Origin of the sequence: Natronogracilivirga saccharolytica, from assembly GCF_017921895.1 — a bacterium.
Taxonomy (GTDB): domain Bacteria; phylum Bacteroidota; class Rhodothermia; order Balneolales; family Natronogracilivirgulaceae; genus Natronogracilivirga; species Natronogracilivirga saccharolytica.
Genome location: NZ_JAFIDN010000015.1, coordinates 30,879 through 50,839, shown reverse-complemented (window position 1 = coordinate 50,839; position 19,961 = coordinate 30,879). Strand labels below are relative to the sequence as shown.

At 44.5% G+C, this 19,961-nt stretch carries 11 protein-coding genes; all 11 read right to left on the bottom strand.

The window, feature by feature from the left end; translation table 11 throughout:
• Nucleotides 1-143 precede the first annotated feature (143 nt).
• The 11 genes from NATSA_RS15705 to NATSA_RS14315 all read right to left on the bottom strand — a co-directional run bounded on the left by NATSA_RS15705 (nt 144) and on the right by NATSA_RS14315 (nt 19,723).
• Complete coding sequence (locus NATSA_RS15705) at nt 144-1,934, bottom strand: asparagine synthase-related protein (RefSeq protein ID WP_210513308.1); 1,791 nt, start codon at nt 1,932-1,934, stop codon at nt 144-146.
• Nucleotides 1,935-1,997: 63 nt separating this feature from the next.
• A complete protein-coding gene (locus NATSA_RS14360; RefSeq protein WP_210513307.1) occupies nt 1,998-3,107 on the bottom strand; it encodes a sugar-transfer associated ATP-grasp domain-containing protein in 1,110 nt (369 codons plus the stop codon).
• Nucleotides 3,108-3,225: 118 nt separating this feature from the next.
• Nucleotides 3,226-4,017, bottom strand: coding sequence for a hypothetical protein (locus tag NATSA_RS14355; protein ID WP_210513306.1), 792 nt, complete (start codon nt 4,015-4,017; stop codon nt 3,226-3,228).
• Between the two features lie 145 nt (nt 4,018-4,162).
• Nucleotides 4,163-5,959 (bottom strand): ABC transporter ATP-binding protein, encoded by a 1,797-nt coding sequence (locus NATSA_RS14350; protein WP_210513305.1) that lies wholly within the window; start codon nt 5,957-5,959, stop codon nt 4,163-4,165.
• 35 nt (nt 5,960-5,994) lie between these two features.
• On the bottom strand, nt 5,995-6,498 hold the full coding sequence (locus NATSA_RS14345) for a hypothetical protein (protein ID WP_210513304.1): 504 nt from the start codon (nt 6,496-6,498) through the stop codon (nt 5,995-5,997).
• A gap of 117 nt (nt 6,499-6,615) precedes the next feature.
• Nucleotides 6,616-9,054 (bottom strand): polysaccharide biosynthesis tyrosine autokinase, encoded by a 2,439-nt coding sequence (locus NATSA_RS14340; RefSeq protein ID WP_210513303.1) that lies wholly within the window; start codon nt 9,052-9,054, stop codon nt 6,616-6,618.
• A 629-nt stretch (nt 9,055-9,683) separates the two neighbouring features.
• Complete coding sequence (locus NATSA_RS14335; protein ID WP_210513302.1) at nt 9,684-12,593, bottom strand: T9SS type A sorting domain-containing protein; 2,910 nt, start codon at nt 12,591-12,593, stop codon at nt 9,684-9,686.
• A gap of 118 nt (nt 12,594-12,711) precedes the next feature.
• Nucleotides 12,712-15,603, bottom strand: a complete 2,892-nt coding sequence (locus tag NATSA_RS14330) for a DUF4838 domain-containing protein (RefSeq protein ID WP_210513301.1) — start codon at nt 15,601-15,603, stop codon at nt 12,712-12,714.
• Nucleotides 15,604-15,744: 141 nt separating this feature from the next.
• A complete protein-coding gene (locus NATSA_RS14325) occupies nt 15,745-16,491 on the bottom strand; it encodes a hypothetical protein (RefSeq protein ID WP_210513300.1) in 747 nt (248 codons plus the stop codon).
• Between the two features lie 616 nt (nt 16,492-17,107).
• Nucleotides 17,108-18,115, bottom strand: a complete 1,008-nt coding sequence (locus NATSA_RS14320) for a hypothetical protein (RefSeq protein WP_210513299.1) — start codon at nt 18,113-18,115, stop codon at nt 17,108-17,110.
• A gap of 522 nt (nt 18,116-18,637) precedes the next feature.
• Nucleotides 18,638-19,723 carry a hypothetical protein gene (locus NATSA_RS14315; protein ID WP_210513298.1) on the bottom strand — a complete coding sequence of 362 codons (1,086 nt, stop codon included), beginning with the start codon at nt 19,721-19,723 and terminating at the stop codon, nt 18,638-18,640.
• Nucleotides 19,724-19,961: the final 238 nt, after the last annotated feature.

Below are 19,961 nucleotides of genomic sequence, written 5' to 3'. Positions count from 1 at the left end.
TAGCAAGGACATCTAGTGTATGTTTGTCCGAACTATGGTCATCCACGATCGTTACACCGCTTCCGGGTATGCATGCCTGAATTGAGTTCAGGCAGTTCTCAAGGTATCTGCCACGATTATAGGAGAAGACATAAATATGTAATCTAATCGGCATGAAAAAAAACTTCTTTCTTTTCACCGGTTTTTCTATTTAACAAATACAGTGTCTGTAAGAGGTTAAACTGCTGCTTTCTTGTAAGTTTATCAATGTCAGCAGGTTCTTGAATAACATATTCCAAAGCATTCATTTCAAACCCAAAAGACGATAAAATTTTTTCAGTATTCAATGAATCCAGCAACCGACTACGTTCGCCCCATGAACCATGATAGCCTGTAATCAATCCTGTTAACCTTCCCGTCCTTCTGCAAGCACTGATGAAAATACGGATTGGGATATTGCTCCACCAGGAAAGATATGGCAGCCATCCTTTCCCATGAGGCACCCATTTCGCAGGTTTAAGATAGGGTCGCATTGCTTTGTGAAACAGTCTTCGATTCAACTTCCATGGCATTGGAGTTCCAGCCGCCAATTTTATCACTTCATTAGACAAAAATGGTTCATATATTCTAAAAAGACGACGATTTACCAAATATCCGGGATTTGCCTGTCCCATAGATCTTGGCCAGTTATGAAACCATTCATGGAGTGAATTATTTCGAAATTTGCGGAGATAACTCAGAAATTCACTACGGCGTCGGTCTATTTCAAGCAGCACGTTTTTTTTAAAAAAATCACTTTGTACGGGTTTGCTGTGTCCTTCTTCAACTGTAATAAACTCATAAATGGCAGATAGTTTTTTTTGAAGCTTGTTTTTTCGAGAGTCATACCCTTTTAGCAATGCATTGGCAATGAATCCGCCAAAAACTGCATCATACTCTGCCAGTTTGCACTCCTTATGAAATCCAAGAGTGTGCGCATTCAGGTACTGTTGACCACTTCCTACCAAATCTGATGCTTCAGGCAAAATGTTCAAATAGTAACCGGGTTTTCGAAACATAATATTCAGTTGCAAGTCATATGCTTTTGAAATTTTTTGAGCAATTTTTCCTTCCCGGTTCATATAGTCTAAAAAAACAAAGGCTTCTTTCTTCAGATGATTTGGCAACATACCGGCCACCACCCTTGAATCCTCCCCGCCGCTTAAAAATGATGCAACTTTATCCATCCCTTCCGTTACCCGTGAAATGTAAACGGAAACGGCTTTTCTGAGGTCGCGTGCCGCCTCATCAATATTTTTATAATCTATTTTTTCCATCGGCTCCCAATAGAGCTCAGGGGCTAATTCAGAAACAGGTTTTGAATTAGGATCAAACTCATGTATAGCAGCGGGGTAGCATTGCCTAAGTTTTTTATAAGCAGTATAGGGAAAAGTTATCACGCCATTCAGGATAAAATCCGTCAGAGATACTTTGTCGATTTCATCACGTTGTCCGCATGATTTGGCAAGCGCATCAATATGGGTCCCCAAGGCTATGAGATCTTTGTCGACATATTTATAGACAGGGATAGAAAGCATCAGATCAGTGATGCACTGAATTTTACTATTTAACTTATCAACTATCAAAACTGTAAATGGTCCGGAGAGGTCTTCATCCCATTTAAAGTTCTCTGAATTGAAACGTTCATACAGTGATAATGATCCGACATTTGATTTGTCACCAGTAAGAAAATCATTATTCTGATACGTAAGTACTGGACCACCTATTACCACGACCAAGTGTTCATTATTTTCAAATGGCTGGAAACCATTATACAAATTTCGGCTTACAGCCAAGCTTCCCCAATTCCCATGGAATTCAGTTGTTTCTGGTGGGTCATCTTGATAGATATCGTGGATAAGCCCCGTTAGCTGGCCAAGCTTTTTTATTTTTGAAGAATAAAGAAAGTCGCTCACAATATTTAGACTTTAATTATCCATTTAAAAAATCACACCAAATATTAACTCTATACGCAATTATTAACTTCTGCTTGCCGAACTTTTAATTCTCTGCAATATATCCTTGGTAAATTCATCAAAAATTGGTTTTCGGCTTGCAAATTGATACAACCAGCTGGCTCCGCCTCTTAAATTCATTTCGAGAAATACAGGATTTCCATTAACATCAACAGGAAAATCCCATGAAACAAAATCAAAATGGTAAACTTGTTGATGTAGCTTTTTGCCATATTCCCGTAGTTCATCAAATTTCGGAATAGTTTTTCTGTTTTTGAAATCATAACCGGTAGTAGGATGGTATCTTAAATGATTACCTTTTTTATCAACAGCAGAATCATTCAGGAGGCCTTCGTTATTAATTCCACACCATATCCCTTCTGTTCCAGCATTATCAGTAATTTTACCATCCACACCAAATTTAGCGATGGCCAAAAGTGTAAATATTTCTCCCTCCCAGCGCAGAGTTGCAAGCCGAATGGTATTCAGTGAACTTGGATGAGGTTCAGCAAGAACCGGATGCTGACTCATTTTTTGCTGAATAACAAATTCTTTTCCGTATATTTTTTCAAGATCATCAATCTGTATAAGCTTTTTATTTTTATATAGATTTTTATTTATAATTTCTAGATTTTTTATACCTACACCGTTATCTGTTCTAGTCCCTTTAACAATAAATGATTCTACTTTATCATTTATTAGAATATTTATAATTGAATTACGATCTATTGGATTGTTATATTTATCATAGTAATTTCCATGCATACACTTAATAACATTAAGCATTCTTATTGTTTCATCATGCAGCAACACATCAGCCATATTTTTGTCGATATATGCTGGCTTAAGCAAAAAATCGTTTAAAAATGGGATGATTTCATTGATATATGTGGTATGTGGTAAATATCGTTCGTCTTCTTTTCCAATAACATTGGCGCAGGCAAAGTGCCATATTGGGTTTACTTTTTTACCATAATGCTGTTTCCAATAACTCTGAATCCTCTTTTCATAATTTTTACTTCCCTTTTTATGAATATTGTTATTTGCCCTGAATAACTTAAGACATTCTTGTCTGTGCCTTCTACGTCTAAAACCATTTAGTATTTTTTTTACTATTTCTTTTGCCACTTTCATTTTTAGATAATTTTTAGTTTATGAAAAACTTTAATCACAGTGGAAGTCTTAATATATAGAATAAATGCTAACAATGTACACAAACTTTGTCATCTCAGGAGATTCTATAAATAGGTTTTTATTGGACAGAGTCTTGTCTTATTAATTCATTAGACGATACATTATCTATAAACTCTGATCCTATCTTCAGATTTGAAACAGCGTTTCTATTTGTATTAACTATGCAAAGTGGAATCTCCCTGTTATTTGCAATTTTCTCACAAAGCTTGGATATTTGAATTGCAGTTTTTGTTATTCCGTTCTCATTACCCCATCGATATTTTGCCATTTTATTATCTCCACGCCTGTCACGCGAAGAACATCTATTAATAATAATCTCTTTATCAGCTTCAAATACAATAATTCCATTTGGCTTGGGCATCGCATAAAAAAACTTTTCAGCCGATTTCAAAGGCTCTTTACAACATAAACTTAGACATAAAAGCATATGCGAAACTGATTCATCGAAAATAACAGTTTTTTGAATCTCGGTATTTTGAAAAACAATTATTGAATTAACAAGAGAAGTTAGCCAATTTATACGAACTACCCAGGGAGTATGAAATTTAACATTTGCATCATTTAAAGCTATAAATAGGGGCTCCCATTGCTTGTTGTCAACAATTTCTAGCTGATGATTAATATTAAATGACTTTTTTATTTTGTGTTCTAATAAACCAGTTAATGATAATGTATGCAATTTTAATTGCCCTGTAATGTCTCTTTTTTTTAGAAACTCTTTCTTACCGATGTGTAATTTTAAGTCATGTGGGTTAATTAATTGATTTGCCCTTCCTTTATAAGAAAGTAATTTAGAGTAATAATGACTTTTCCCCACTCCTGGTGGACCTATAAATTCAATTCTTTTCATTATATTTATAGTGATATTAAAGCTTAATTATACTTTGTATATATACATAATAATAAATAATGTTAAATATAATAAAATATATAACTTACTGGCCGTAAATATAAAGAATAACAATCAAAAATAGTTAAGAGAGCATCTAATATAGTCACTGTTCCATGGCCATTTCACGGAACTGCTTACTGGATGAAATCAACTCCTGATATGTTCCCTGTTTGACTATCTTTCCGGCATCCATGAGGTATAAAATATCGCAGTTCATTACAGTAGTCAGCCGGTGTGCTATCATTATGATAGTTCGTTCACCTTTGAGTTCTTCGATAGCTTTGATGATCTGTTTTTCTGTGATATTATCCAGGGCTGATGTCGCCTCATCCATTACCAGCACCTGCGGATCGTGATAAAGCGCTCTGGCTATACCGACACGCTGACGCTGTCCCCCGGACAATCTTGTACCTCTCTCACCTATAATCGTATCCAGGCCATGAGGCAATCGGTGCACCAGATCCTCTAGTTGTGCCAACCTGACTGCCTTCCACACCTGTTTGTCATCAATTTTATCCCCGGGGAGTCCAAAGGCAATATTCTGCCGCAGAGTCTCATCGGCAAGATAGATAAATTGAGGGATATAGCCTATATTTCGTTGCCAGGCAGAAAGGTTATCATTTATGTCCTTGCCGTCAACCAGGACACTTCCACTTTGCGGCTCAAGCAAGCCAAGCAGCAAGTCCACCACCGTTGTCTTTCCGGCACCGGAACTTCCGGTAAAAGCTACCGCTTTTCCTCTCGGGATTATGAATGACACCCCATTCAGAGCCTGTTCATCAGATTCCGGATAGTGGTAATGAACATCTTTAATTTCAATATTATTTTTGAGTAAAAATCTCTCTTTTCTGTCGCGATCAGCACTTAAGATTTTCCTGTATTCCGCCAGCTCCACCATGTCATTATAGACCGGATCAACAGATACAATATTATATCGGAGCCGGGTAAGAATACTGGTGATTTGCTGAACTGCGGGCATCAGCCGGACGGTAGCCATGGCGAAAAGAGCCATAATCGGAATAATCGCAGTTATCGGCCGGCCCTGGATGACCATGGTGACAGCAATCAGCATAATACCCACTACGGCAAGCGTTTCAACCACAGGTTTGGGAATTTTTGCAAGAAACTGATGAACGGTCATCAATCGGGAACTGCGAAGCGAAGCTTTCCGGAACACATTTATAAATTCATCCTCCCGGTTGAGTACCCTGGCATCTTTGATCCCGCCCAGACCCTGATTTACCGATTTGATCATTTCCCGCCGCATTTTTTGCTCTTCACGGCCATATTTTTTCATTTTCTTCTGCGTAAGCAAAAGAAAGCTCCCCACGGTTGATCCCATGACAAGAAATACGATCAACGAGATTACCGGTTCCATTATGACCAGAAATAGTATAATAGACAACACCATCACCAGCTCTTTGGACAATTCAAGTACCGGTTTCAACACTTGTTTGACAATCATCCGGACTTCCTGAGTGGAATTTCGCAGCAATTCCGCCGTGTTTCGCTGCAAATGAAACGTATAGGGCGCCTGCATGTACGATGTCATGAGCTCCCGGGATATGGTATAGTTTCTTTTATATACGAATCGGGCCTGGATATAGAAATACGCAATCATGTACAGATTTTTAACAACAAAAATCACTATGAGCGCACCTCCCCCCCATATGAGCAATTCTCTTGATGTAGTGATATTCAGTGATGCAAATATACGTTCTACGGGTTCATACTGAAGCACACGATCCGGATCGGCTACTATGGATACAAAGGCCGGTATCATTCCAATTCCGGCCACTTCAAGCAGCGCTGCAAACATCATCATAAAAAAGAGAATCACCAGCTTGACGGGATCCCCTTTCGGAAGCAGATAGATAATTTTTCTAAGTGCCGTAAGCAAAATCGTTAGCTATAAAGTGAATGGCTGCAAGCCGGTTATAAAATTCGCTCCAGCAGAAAATATCCGCCTGCCAGTGAACCCAGTGTTGATACCCCGAACAGGATGTACTGCAGTGTCGTCGGACGCTCCCGGATGTACACTGTTACATACTCCCCGTTCCGCAACGGATAATTCCGCATGTCCGGCGGGAAGGGTTCGCTCAGCCGGTATGTCCATCGTTCCACGTACTCCCCGTTTTCATTTTCATCTTTTCTGTTAAGATATACATCCACCTGAGGAGTTGTAAAGTATCCGAGAACATTGGTTCCCCCTCTGGATCTTCTTCCGCTTGATATATCAGGCCCGCCGGTATAGGAGAGTATTTCACTTACCGATGTCCCCCTGGGCACCATAAACCGGCCTCTCTGACTGACAGCACCCCAGACATTGACGGTGTCGGCAAGCACACCCGGAGGTGCAAGCCGGACAATATCGGGGGAGAAACGCGCATAGGGGGCCTGCTCCTGGGCTTTGGCAGGTATTGCTGCCAGCGTGGCCAACAGTAAAACCAGAAATGCTGTTCTAATGAATAGCGGGATCATATTAATTCAGTGATTAAAATTTTTTTTGAGGATTGTTTAATGCTGCAATCAGCAGATTTCAAGCCGCATTCCGGATCACACATTTTCCTTCTCTTTTTTATCCGGCTTTTTCACCTTGTTGCTGTAGGATTTGTACACTTTGTCGTTATAGGCATATTTGCGATTGTCGGTGTAGTACCCGGATGCCACTTTCGGGTTGAAATCGTTCAGCACGGTCCCCACAACCTCGGCACTGATACTGTTCAGGTTTTCAATCAGATGATCGAGCTCCGGCGTTTTTGACTTGTTGAAGCGAACAAGTGCAATGACACCGTCCGACATCCGGATCAGTGGTGCCGCATCGGAGATGATTCCGAAAGGAGCCGTATCAATAAGTATGTAATCGTACTTATCTGTGACTTCTTCTATTAGCCGGCGCATCTTGTTGCTGTTGATGGCCCGGTCCGGACTCACCGTCTGCTTGCCCGATGTCAGTATATCCAGTCCCGGAGCCTGTGCCGAAACAATTAGTTCTTCCAGTGGGGTATCATCAAAAAGATAGTCCGTTATACCCGGTTCCATATCAAGTCCGAACATCCGGTGTACATGTGGTTTTCTGAAGTCACAATCCAGCAGCAGCACTCTGTTGCCGCTTTCACCCATGGTTATTGCCAGATTGGAGATGGTAGTGGTTTTGCCCTCCCCTTTCCCGGGGCTGGTCAATACGAACAGCTTGTTCCTGCTGTCCGGATTGTTGAACCTCAGATTGTTAAACAGTCTGCGGAAGCTTTCAGAAACGTTGGAAATGGGGTCATAAAGCGGCACCAGAAGTGTAGACAGTTTTTTGTCCACTACCTTGTAGTGTGACTGACCTTTAAACTGACTCCTGATCACCGGTTTCATGTCCGGTATGACCGAGAGTACGGGCAGACCGTATTTTTTAAGCAGGTCAATACTGTCTATCCGGTAATCCAGCATCACTCTCAGGAACACTCCGGAGACGGCAAGTCCCATTCCAAGCAGTATGCCGAGAAGCAGATTCGTGGGAACATCCGGCCTGAAGGGTGAGCCAGGCTGCAAGGCATCCTCAAAGATGCGCCCGCTTCCTCGTGTGCTCTGCTCCATGAGTCCCATTTCAAATGCTCTGCCGGCCAGTTCATTGTACATTCTCTCATCACGCTCTCGTTCCCGCTGCAGACGGGCCATACGTGTCTGTTTTTCCGGGAGCTGATCCAGTTCTTCATTATAATCGGAAATACGTTTTTCGGCCAGGTTGATCAGCGACTGCAGTCTTATTCTTTCCACGGTAAGGTCGGCAATCTGACGCTGCAGTTCCAGAATACGGGAGTTCATTTCGCCCGCTTCGGTAAACAGGAAACCCCTGGTCTGATCAAGCCCTTCGGATACCAGCTCATCAATTTCATTGCTGATCTGATCCATTTCATTGTTGATTTCCTTGAGTCTGGGCTCCTGATCTTCATTAGTGCGCAATGACGGGTTTTTGTTAAGCATCAGCATGCGTTCAATGGTCAGGTTGGCCATATTTTCCTGAAGCATCCGCACCCGGGCCGTGGTTGCGGATTTCATCTGGTCGGTAAGTCCCGGTTCAATTTCATTGAGCTCATCCTGCGCACGTTCTTTCCGGTTTTCTATGGACTCCAGTTCCAGCCGGTTTCTTTCGGCTTCTTCCTCAAGGGTATGTACCTGACCGACGAGTCTGTCCGTATGACTGGCCAGATTCAGTCCGCCGGGTTCACTTCGCATAAAGTCTTCGATTCTCTGTTCGGAGTCAGCAAGACGTCCCCCAACTTTGTTAAGCATTTCATCCTGCAGATACTGAAGCGTTGCCTGAATTGACGAGCGCGCACGCTCATCCGTCAATTCCACAAATTCGTTCATAAACAGATTGGCCAGCTCTTTTGCTTCAAGAGGATCATGAGAAATATAGCTGATTTCAATAAGATCGTCAGATCCGGATACACGTTTCACATCGGCTTTGCTGCGCAGGCGCGAGACAACCTGCCCTTTGGCAGCCTTCAGAGGTTCATTGCCCTCAATTTCACGAAGGAGCACCGGAAATACTTCCCCGTTGCTCATTACTTCCTGTTCCATGAGCTTTTCGGCAATGCGTTCTGCAAACACGCGTGATTTCAGTAACTGGACGTGATTATCCATGGATCTGGTGCCTGCCGGACCAAGAGACCGGTTCAATCTGCTGGTGATATCGCCGCCCGAAGAGAGTGACTCTTCACTATCCTGATGAATGATGATCATACCGGAAGCGAGATATTCCGGAGTTATATTCTCAGTGTAATACCATGCTGCTACACCTCCTGCCAGTGCAGCCAGCAGTATGAGCCACTTGAAGCGCAGCAGTCCTGCCATGATCTTCTGCTGCATGTAATTGCCCTGGTCCTGCTCCATGGCGCTGCCTGGATTAGCTCCTTTACCGGTAGCCGGTCGCGCCCCGGATCCGGATGCGTTTCCGTTTGAGGAGGAATGATTGCCGTTGTAGAGAGGTTCTGAGTCTACCATAGTGATAGCCTTTAATTAATTGATATGCTGCAGATATCGATATTGAATCGTTTTGCCGGTGCAGCTCCGCCTTGTAAGTCCCATTATTAAAAGCTTTTAATGGGCTTCAGCACTACCTTCAGAAACACCTGAAAATCCTTTGAAATCTCAGAGTGCTTCATACCTGTAAAACCGAACCCTGATATGCGATATCAAAGGTTATTACAGATTGCTTTAATGCCAAAACATCATTACTGGCATTGCTGCCATTAATGCAATGAAACCATAAAACATGCATACAAATCCGGTACAACAAACAAGGCTTGCCTTGCAAGTTGATGTACATCAAGCTACTAATCCGGCCCTCATGATGCAAATTAGAAATAACTAATAACCAGTCAGTTACAGCTATCCCGCATCCTACAAAAACATTAACATATTGTTATTCTTTAATGGTTTCAGGCAGTTTTGAAGAAAAGCGCTTTTTACCCCTTGAAACAGAAGTGATAGGAGGGTTGTCTCTTCATGAAGTTAAATGATTGCTAATAAAGAGAGTTCAATTATTAAAAAAGGGAGCACAAATCGTTCTGTTTGTACTCCCTTCGCAGATAGGTATCCTGGACCGGAGTGTGATATTGAAAGCCAAGATGCTATTTGATCAATAGCATCTGTCTGCTTTTTACATAGTCATTAGTCTGCAATCGATACAGATACACACCGCTGGATAAATCAGAGGCATCAAACACGACTTCATGACTGCCGGATGGTTTTACTTCGTTAAGAAGTGTCATGACGCGCTGACCAGCCACATTGTATACCTCCAGGGTGACATGCTCCTGCTCGGGAAGTGAAAAGCTTATAATCGTCTCCGGATTAAACGGGTTTGGATAATTTTGCTCCAGCTCGATCCGGGACGGAGTTTCATCATTTCTTGATGAAGTTGGAATATCTTCGGTTTCAAACAGCTCTTCCGGTAACAACAGCTCTTCCGTGCTTCTTGCCAGATACGGTGGTACCGTATATAAACTCAAAGTGCGGTTTCTTTCTCCCTCGACACTCCAGAATGTATTATCAAGACCTTCCGGCACAGGGATAACAAAGGATCCTTCGCCATCTTCTGTATTCTGCCATCCGGTAAATTCATTGCCACTACCATCATAAAAATCAACGCTACTGTGTGAACTAAGGTGCCCGGCTACGACGGAAGTTCCTTCAGGAACATAAAAATAAAGATGAAAACCGCGTTGAAAACTAAAAGGATGTTCTTTGCTGGCACGGATTGACATAGGTTGTCCCTCCGGCCACTCCAATGCAGTCCTGTCGTTTCCGTCGTTCCATTGCAGCTCATGAAGTCCATTTGACGGTGATACCAGCTCAACTTCATAAAATTCACCGTCAGGCGGCACACTATGATCCCTGTCCACCGTATCGGCATTTGCAACTTTGATCAAATTAATTCGAACATTACCTCGATCCTGGAAATGAGAGATTCCTCCACCTCTCACCTTCAAAGGTAGCACCCCATCCGCCTCCAGCCATGTGAACATGCTGTTTTCTCCACGAAATCTTCCTGTACTTCCAAAATTCACTGAAGGTACTTCTATTTTATCGACTGCCGGTACCAGATTGTCACCAAATGAGACCGGATCAAAGTTGCCTTGCTCTGTCGATCGGTTGACATGAAACCGGATTTCATCTGACCATGGCCCTTCGAATTCATTCAGTGCCCGAACTCTCCACACATAATCTTCCCCTTCCTCCAAACCATTTGAATATTTAAAATGCGTGTCCGTAACAATGGTATCAATTTTAACATTATCAAAATCGGGTAAGCCTGCCTGGAGTTGGTATTCCCTCGCCTGAGGCATCTCCTCCCAAGCAAAAACCGGTTTGGCGGGTACCCACTGGTTTGATGAAGGAGCTTCAAGATTCACTTTGTCAAGTTCACCGCTGCCAGTCAATGTCGGACGGATCGTTGCCCGTTCAAAATCACGTCCGTCCACACGGATGTTAACTTCCAGTTCCAGTGGCGGATCAAATCCTTCAACATCATGTATCATATTATCCGGAGCCGTCACTTCAATCTCTGTTGTATCACCGGTTATCTCAATAATCTGCTTTTCGGTTTGCCATGAGGACGGGTCATTTTGCTCATAAACAATCAGTTTACTTCCTAAGGGAAAACGGCTGACATCTCTTTCATGATCACTTGCATTTCCGGTATTCAGCTTCAAAACAACAGACTCACCATTTTCAGGAGCCTGCGATTTGAATTGACCCATGATGTCACGCCGTTCATATCGCAGACCTTCTGTCATGCTCTGCCCTGTATATATATGTGACAGTTTGTGAGCAAGATCAAGGTCTACAGCCTGTTCCATAACTTCATCCTGATACATGCCGTCATCGTCTTTAATTAGCTCCAGCCGGTCTAGTACCGTTCCGTCATATTTTATGACATCCATCTCAAGCTGGTTACCATCCACACGAAAATGGGTGTACACATGTTCTCTTTTTCCAATACCTCCCGCTACAACAGGGCTCGGACGTACACTACGGCTATTGCCGTTTGAATTGATAGTAATATAATGCACCGGTTTGACTCCTTTGGATCCGAAGGGAATTCTTCGTTCATACATATGGTCATGAGCCGTGATTACGATGTCTACACCATGTTCTTCAAATATCCTTGAAAAGTCTTTATAATATTCGTTGCGTAGCCAGTTTCCACGACTAGCAACACTCGTCCATGATTCGTGGCTGGATACAATAATCCATTCCGCTTCCGACTGTGAAAGCACCTCTTCCACCCACTGCACCTGTTCCTCAATTTCATAGACATGATCAAGAATGATCACCAGGATATTACCGTATTGCATCGTGTAGTAAGTACCGGCATCGTCTTCATCATCAGGATTGCCATCCGGATCATTAAAAGCAAACAGAGATCGGAAGTTTCTGGCCGGTCGAACATCATGCGCTCCCACAACCGGAAGAAAAATGCTGTTTTGCAGATATGGACGGGCAACTTTTAAGTAGCCTTCCCAACGACTCCAGTCGTGACCTCTTCCTCCTCTCAAATCCCCGGCATGAATGACAAAGTCAGGTTTAATTTCACCAACCGGTTCTGATATGCGAATATATGAACTATTAATGGTGTTAGCATGCCCATCACCAACAGCCACAAATTCAACAGGTACAGACTCACCCGGCTTTGGAGGCGTCTTGAATCGCCCGCTGGCGGTGGACTCTCCGTCCCCGCATTGCACCTCATAGTGATACTCAGTATGGGGTTGCAGTTCTTCTACTTTGGACAGATGCCTGAGATGATCCAGCTCGTCCTCCTCAGAATTGCGATCCCTAAAAAGTGGTATAGAAACTACTGCTTTTACGTTCTGCTGTTCTTCGCCTCCGTTAGCTTCAATCGCCACACTGCCGGCATCGGTACCGGCCGGGGTCACCCAGACTATTTGGGCTCTGTCGTGTTCGACATGCAAAACATAAGGTCCTCCGATAAAACAGTCACTGCCATCGGCTGACTGCCCTGCGAGGCCCAGCATTAAAAAAGGAAACAACACATATAAAACTGCTCTCCGACAGTAAGTAATAACCGTATTCATAAAATAACTCCGGGTAATTTTTATCATTTTTTGATATTCATCAAGGATGAGTTATTCATCACTTGACCAGCATCATTTGTTTGGTTTCAATGAATGTATCGGTCTGAAGCCGGTACAGATACACCCCGCTGGACAATCCGGCACCGTCGAAGGTTACCTCGTACCTGCCCGGTGACTTTTCTTCGTTCAACAGCGTGGTCACCCGTTGTCCAAGCACATTATACACTTCCAGTGTGACGTGTGACTGCTCCGGAACGGCAAACCGGATCTGTGTCACGGGATTGAACGGGTTTGGATAATTTTGTCCCAACTCGTATGTATCCGGCTGCTCTTCCTGTCCGGCAGAGGTCGGCGTATCATCTTCCTCAAAAAGTTCTTTGGGCAGCAGCAATTCCTGTTCACTGCGCGCCAGGTACGGGGGCACGGTCATCAGCCTCAAAGTTCTGTTGCGATCAGCTGATATTCTCCAAAGGCTGCCGTCCTGTCCTTCTTTGACTGGCAACGCGAAATATCCACTCTCTTCTTCGTTCTGCCAGCCTTCTATTTTGTCTCCATTGTTATCTCTGAAGGTGACATTGAAGTGATGGTTCAGATATCCCCCAACAACTTTTGTACCTTCCGGCACATAAAAAAACAGTCGGAAGTCACGCTGAAAACTGAAAGGGCTGTCCAAACTGGCACGAACCGTCATCGGATGGCCTTCGTCCCATTCCAGGTATGTGCGGTCTCTACCGTCGTTCCACATCAGCTCATGCAAACCATCATATTCAGAGGTCAATTCTATCTGATAGGTTTCCCCGTCCGGCGGCACACTATCATCGAAATCCACCGCTTCCGTTGTTGCTTCCCTGGGTGACATCAGATGAAAACGGACATTTCCCCTGTCCTGGTAATGGGATATGGTTCCGCCCCGGACATCCAGCTCCAATGGCTCCCCGGCCCGTAGCCATGTGAACATACTCTTTTCGCCACGAAAGCCGCGTCCGAAACTGCCTGTTCTCACTTCCGGCAAGTCAAGGTATGAATCAGCAGGTACCAGATCCTTACTGTAGGTAACAATATCAAAATCCAGCTCCTCTTTTTCATATTTTTCCAGCCCATTGCTGACAAACTCCGCAATTTCTTCATCCGTAAATAATTTGCTGCTTTTCCAGGGCTCCATATCTGTCAGTTCCCGACCTACCCGTAATCGCCCAGGATCCGCTTCTCTTGGAATTTCTACAGAAACATCCGACCTCCGAAAGTGATGATATAAATGACGCACAGGAGACATCATGATGCTTTGCATTCTGTAGAGATGGCGAAACGTACTTTCTGCAGCACTTTGACGGGCTCCGTCAGAGTCAGCATCACTGACTTTTGAATAAAGCTCTACATATCTAGTATAAAGTACTATTTCATCAAGTCGGGCTCTAACTTCAGGGTCATCAGTGATTTCTCTGGCTTCAGAAAGGTATTCGTACATATGCGCCAGCACATCGTTGGTAGTACGGGGTACAGAACGACCGCGGCCGACCAGTTCATAAAATTTACGCATAGGTTCCATGGCTTCGCCAAATGACTTTTCAAGAAATTCTTCGATGATCTCTTCGACGTTTTCAGTCAATGACATATCCCAAAGTAATCTTGAGGACAAATAAAACCCTGGTCCATTAACCGGCCATGAGTCCACTGAGTTGGCATTCATAAAACGAGCTCCGTTTTCATGAAATCCGGAAAGTCTGTCGGCCAGACGCGGGATGTTGCCACCCACACCTGAGCGCGGCATTCCCTGTCCCCAAACAAAGGTGTCATAGTAGTCGCGAATACCGATCATCGCACCTTGCCGGCCCCAGCCTTCCACCAATTCATCCACAGAATAGCCTGCATGTGTATATGCAGTAGCTACACTGACAACCACATTGGGATGGACTTCAATATCAGGTGGAGCAGAGTGCAAGTTATAAGCATAAATACCCACATACCTGTCACCCATACCCAAATCGTTGATGGCTTCTGCTACGGCATTGGCAAGATAGACCACTCTGTCACTGATCGAACCCATTGCCTGCTCCTCGGGTGAATCGCACCAGCCGCCTCCATCAGAAGGCTCCATTGAGACACTCATTCGGTCCGGATCGTCTTTGATCCGATTGACGGCATCCTGGACTACAAGATCTACCAATCCTTCCTCAGAAACACGAAATTTTGAGCTGGATTCTGCTGTATATTGTGGATTGGCATCAAACTCTTCCTGATTCCTACGAATGATTGAATTGTAAGCATGTCCAGTAGCAACACCGAAGGAGGATGTCATACGATTGCGGTCCTGCCATTCATGCCATAATTGCCTGTGGGTATATGCCGCTTCCCGCGGTCCATTGCGATTATAAAAATCCGGACTTTCGAATGAACTGATGTCGGCACTCAAGTCGGGTTTGTCGGGAATGATTTCCCAGGTTTCGGTCGGGAAGTATTGCCGGTAGCCCAGTTCGTACAGGAGGGTCCATACGGCGTGCTGGGAAGCAAGGTCGGTTGCACCAACCAGGTAAACGCCCGATCCGTGCGAGTGGACCAGGTGTTCGTCGCCACGGGCCGGATTCCGGGAGTCGAAAAGATCGTCCAGGTCAAGACCGGGGAAATCGCTGTAGGTTCCGACGGCTATGCCACTTGATCCGTTTCCGGTCGTGACACTGAATGACCCGCCTGTGATTTTGCCAAGGTAGTCAGCCAGCTCGTTGGCGGCGTCGGTTGTGGTTCTTGAAGCATCCGGACCCACGACCACTTCCATTGATGCCTGGCCACCGCTTGCCAATACGGTGTTTTGCGGGCTTCCGATATCGTTCAGTTTATCTGATCCGGACAGGTCTTCGCTTTGTGATGTTCCGGTAAATGCAAACAGGGTAACGGAAAGGCCGATAAGGAATACCACTCTCCCCGTTTTCGTAAAAAATGTCGTAAAATGATTCATCCTGCTTTGATAAATTTGAGATTGATTTGTTTAACTCCGTTGCCCTATCCTGATTTAAATCAACGCCTTATAAATTATATACGCAGCATTGCGAAGATTGGTACAACGGGCCGTCTGTTATTTTGATTCTGTCACCGTGTTTCAGTTATTCTGAAACGGACGCCATTGCAATTGCTTCCGGCATCTGACCGGAGATTCCATACAAATGGTGCCTGAGAAATACGTATGTTCCTGCATTGCATCCCCGAATGCGTGCGAAGAATGGGATGATCGGTGCGATGCAAACTGCGCAGCGTGTGCCGGCATTCCGGCGATATCTTTAATCTTGCGGACTGCAAAATAGGTCTGGCCGGATATTTCTTCGAAATCGAATATGGCGAATCCGTTTGAATGAAGGCGGTCAAAGACTTCATCGATCGGCAAAACCCGGTTGACATCCCTGATCGTCAGGGCATACCATTTTTTGGATATTTTTGATACGGGACGGAAAAAGGTGACTATGTAATGAACCATCCGGAATATCCACTGCATCGGGGCTGAATAATCCCTTCTGATCCGTCTTTTCAGCTGCTTTTCTGTCTCAACACACCCGATGAATGTCCCGCCGTCGACAAGTGAGCGGTTAACGGTTGCCAGAAACCGGTTCAGGTGACGGGCGTGATTGATCTTGTGATAGCAGACGATACCTTCATGGCTGAATGGCGTCAGAGATTCGCTCATTTCGTTGGTTGCACCAAAGAGGTAACGAAGTTTTTCCTCACTCCCCTTCCAGTTGGCACCAACAAAATGACGGACCCTCGTTCTGGGGTTTGCATTGCGGGTGCAGGGATTTCCCGGCTTTGTTACAGCGGGTGTATGTGTATTATTATACAGTGTTGACTGTTTCATAATATTCTGTGAGTATTGGTGACCCCGGACATCGTTCTGATAATCAGTATTTTACTGCATGCTTTTGTACAATTGAAACGACACAATATGATAAACTGAGGAAAAAATATTAAGAACTTTTAACTATTGCAACATCTACTTGTATTTCACCGACTTACCACTATGTTTGTCTGTTATGTTTATCGGCCGGAATAAATTATGACCGGGCTCCATTACAATGGCAGTTGCAGGGCTGGATATATTGTCCTTCTTAGCCATGTTTTTTAGCGGTTCAGGTGCGATTTGCATTTCAGGTTCAATTCGTGATTTCAGGTGTGATTGAAATCTGCAGATTCATTTACCCGGTCTGTCAGTGTGTATTGGCACGTGGCAATGCACTTATTACGAATCCGCCGATGGCTATGACCAGTGATAATTTTGAAATAATCTGCAAAAGGACCTGAATCAGCAGCGGCATCTCATTGCGGGCGTGAGGACTGCATACTGCCAAAAATATTTTTTAAAAAAAAGCCCGGCACACGATTGCATGCCGGGCTTCTATTTCTCTTCAGGAATATATCCTGAATCTCTGCTGAAGATTAGCTTCTCTCAATGGAAAATCTGTAATCCTGAAAAATCAATTGCTCTGGTTTACGGTTGCGGAGTTATTATCTCCTGACTGGTAAACGGATGCCGAATTGTACTGACCGTCCTGAATCAGATCTATGCTGTTGAAGTTGCCGTTCTGATACAGGCCGGGATCACTCCACCAATTGGATCCGGCAACGTTGCCTTCGCCATCCTGTGTTACGTTCAGCACATTGCCGCTTCCCTGCTGATCGGCACCGACGCTGTTTCCTTCACCATACTGATTGATCAGAGCAGTGCTGCCGCTGCCGCCGGCCTGACGCAGACGGGCATTGTGGTAATCTCCGTCCTGGAGGATGGTCGCATCAAATCCGCCTGACTGGTTGAGCTGTGACTGATTGCCGTCACCTGTCTGAATCTGCTCACCGGTATTTTGTCCGGCAAATGCACGGACTTCGGAGTAGTTATTGTCACCTTCCTGCACCTGTGTGTGGTCATCGCCTGCCCAGAACTGCTCGATGGAGGCTTCATTGTAGGAACCGTCCTGAGCAGCGCTGGCGACGTTGTCATCACCTTCCTGAACCACGTTTACCATGTTGCCGAATCCATCAGAGCTGACCATGGCCTCATTATCATCACCATCCTGAAGAAGCAGGACACTTGATGAGTAATCACCGAAGGAGAAAAGGTAATTTCTCTGGAAAATATCGGCAAAGTTTCCGCTGCCTTCCTGGGTGACTTCCGCTCTGGTACTGGTGTTATCCTGCAGCAGATTCAGCTGATTGCCTGTTCCGGCCTGCTCGACATCGGCCCAGTGCCACTGTCCGTACTGCTGACTGACCACTGCTTCGTTGGCGCTTCCATCCTGAAGAATGTCGATAAACATGTTATCATTGCCCAGAGACTGTGAGGCGTCGGCCTGGTTATTGCTTCCAATCTGTTCGATATCCACTTCGGAGTCGTCAATTTCCTGCGATACGGTTGCCTGATTATTCTGTGCAAACGTTACTCCGGCCGTAAACAAAATTGCAACGAAAAAAGCGGTAAACTTTTTCATGGGTGGTCACCTTATTTTGTTAAACTTTTCTTATTACACTGGTCATGTATGTTGTTTCAGGACAAAATCAAACCTCGAACAAAGTTAACCATGTACCATGAACAACATCATGTATTACGTAATGTTATTAATGACCTCGATTATCCTGCAACGCATTAATAACATATATGAATCTGTACTATAGATATCACTCTCATTTCATACATGCAAATTAGAGTATGTTAATTAAAATCATTTAATAATGTAGAATATGTTGATCCTGAATGACTTTACGGGACATCGGCATGCAAGGCCGGGTATTTCCCCAAGCCGCCGGGTAATTCCGAAAGCTTGCAGAGGAGTGGCTGCATGACGGGAGGTTTGTGATTCGCAGGAAGTGTTTGCTTCAAATGACTTCCTTTCAATAAAAAGGCCCGGCACACATCGCATGTACCGGGCCGGATACCAGCCTTTATATCATCAGGTACCGTGTTCACTGATTACCAGCAAACAAACCGGTACTCTGAAGTTTATTGCCGCCTATCAGTTGGACTGAGTTACGTTGGCGGTATTATTGTCGCCATACTGATGAACCGAAGCTGAGTGATTGTCACCAGTCTGGGAAAGATCAATCATGTTGTCATTTCCATCCTGAACCAGTCCGGGGTTGGCCCACCAGTCGGATCCGGCGTAGTTTCCACTGCCATCCTGCAGGACATGCATTACATTGCCGCTTCCCTGCTGCTCGGCGCCGATGGAATTGTCATCACCATCCTGGGTCAGATAAGCGCTGCTTCCGCTGCCACCGGCCTGGCGCAGACGTGCATCGTTGCCGTCACCATCCTGGGACATTACAGCATCGAAGCCGCCGGACTGGTTGAGCTGCATATGGTTGTCATTACCAACCTGGGTCTGATCACCGGTGTTTGATCCTGCAAATGCCCGGACTTCGGCATAATTTCCTTCACCGTCCTGCACCTGGGTGTGGTCATCAGATCCGGACTGCAATATATCAGCTGCGTTACCGGCATAGTTTCCGCCGCTTTGTGTTTGCTCTGCACGGTTGTCATCGCCATTTTGTATGATGGTAGCTTCAGATGATCCGGCGTTCTGGGTTTGAACCGCCCAGTTTCCATCACCTACCTGATCGATGTTGACGGAAGAATAACCGTAATTAAAGCTCTGAGTCTGATTAGCTTCATTATAGCTGCCTTCCTGATTGATTCCGGCATGAGCACTGCTTCTGGTTTCTTGCTCCTGGGTAGCCGTGTTTTCATTTCCCAATTGATCAATAACTGCGGTGATTGTGTTGTGTGCGCTTCGAATGGTCTGATCCTGGGAGGCGTAGTTGCCGTCGCCTTGCTGGTCGACAGATCCGTCAGAGAAACGGGCTCCGGAGCCACCCTCTGCCTGATCGATGAAGGCTTCGTTGCTGCTTCCCGACTGTGTAATATCAGCCACATCATCATTTCCTGACTGATCTACTTCTGCAACGTTACTATAGCCCTGCTGGTCGACATCAGCGCTGTTGTCACTGCCCTGCTGATCAACACTGGCGTCATTACTTTGTGCAAACGACATTCCTGCGGTAAACAGGATCATTACAAGAAGTGTTGTTATTTGTCTCATTGTTGGTCACCTTTTTTGGTTATTATTTTTATCCATGTCTGATGCAGGTAATCTTTCTGAAAAGATCTGCAAGCATCTAACACAAACTCGCGTAAATCCAACTTCAAAAATCACTGTGTTTATTTCACCGGATTTTTCAGGTGATTTACTGACAGCATAAATAACACCTTACTTGCAAGCGATCAAGTTATAATATGTTAATTAATCTCGCTTAATATTTTTACTCTTATTCTTAACT

Bases quoted from the DNA above. Each gene is read 5' to 3' on its own strand.
- NATSA_RS14315 (WP_210513298.1), bottom strand. From the start codon at position 19,723: ATGAGACAAATAACAACACTTCTTGTAATGATCCTGTTTACCGCAGGA.
- NATSA_RS14320 (WP_210513299.1), bottom strand. From the start codon at position 18,115: ATGAAAAAGTTTACCGCTTTTTTCGTTGCAATTTTGTTTACGGCCGGA.
- NATSA_RS14330 (WP_210513301.1), bottom strand. From the start codon at position 15,603: ATGAATCATTTTACGACATTTTTTACGAAAACGGGGAGAGTGGTATTC.
- NATSA_RS14325 (WP_210513300.1), bottom strand. From the start codon at position 16,491: ATGAAACAGTCAACACTGTATAATAATACACATACACCCGCTGTAACA.
- NATSA_RS14355 (WP_210513306.1), bottom strand. From the start codon at position 4,017: ATGAAAAGAATTGAATTTATAGGTCCACCAGGAGTGGGGAAAAGTCAT.
- NATSA_RS14340 (WP_210513303.1), bottom strand. From the start codon at position 9,054: ATGGTAGACTCAGAACCTCTCTACAACGGCAATCATTCCTCCTCAAAC.
- NATSA_RS14335 (WP_210513302.1), bottom strand. From the start codon at position 12,593: ATGCTGGGCCTCGCAGGGCAGTCAGCCGATGGCAGTGACTGTTTTATC.
- NATSA_RS14360 (WP_210513307.1), bottom strand. From the start codon at position 3,107: ATGAAAGTGGCAAAAGAAATAGTAAAAAAAATACTAAATGGTTTTAGA.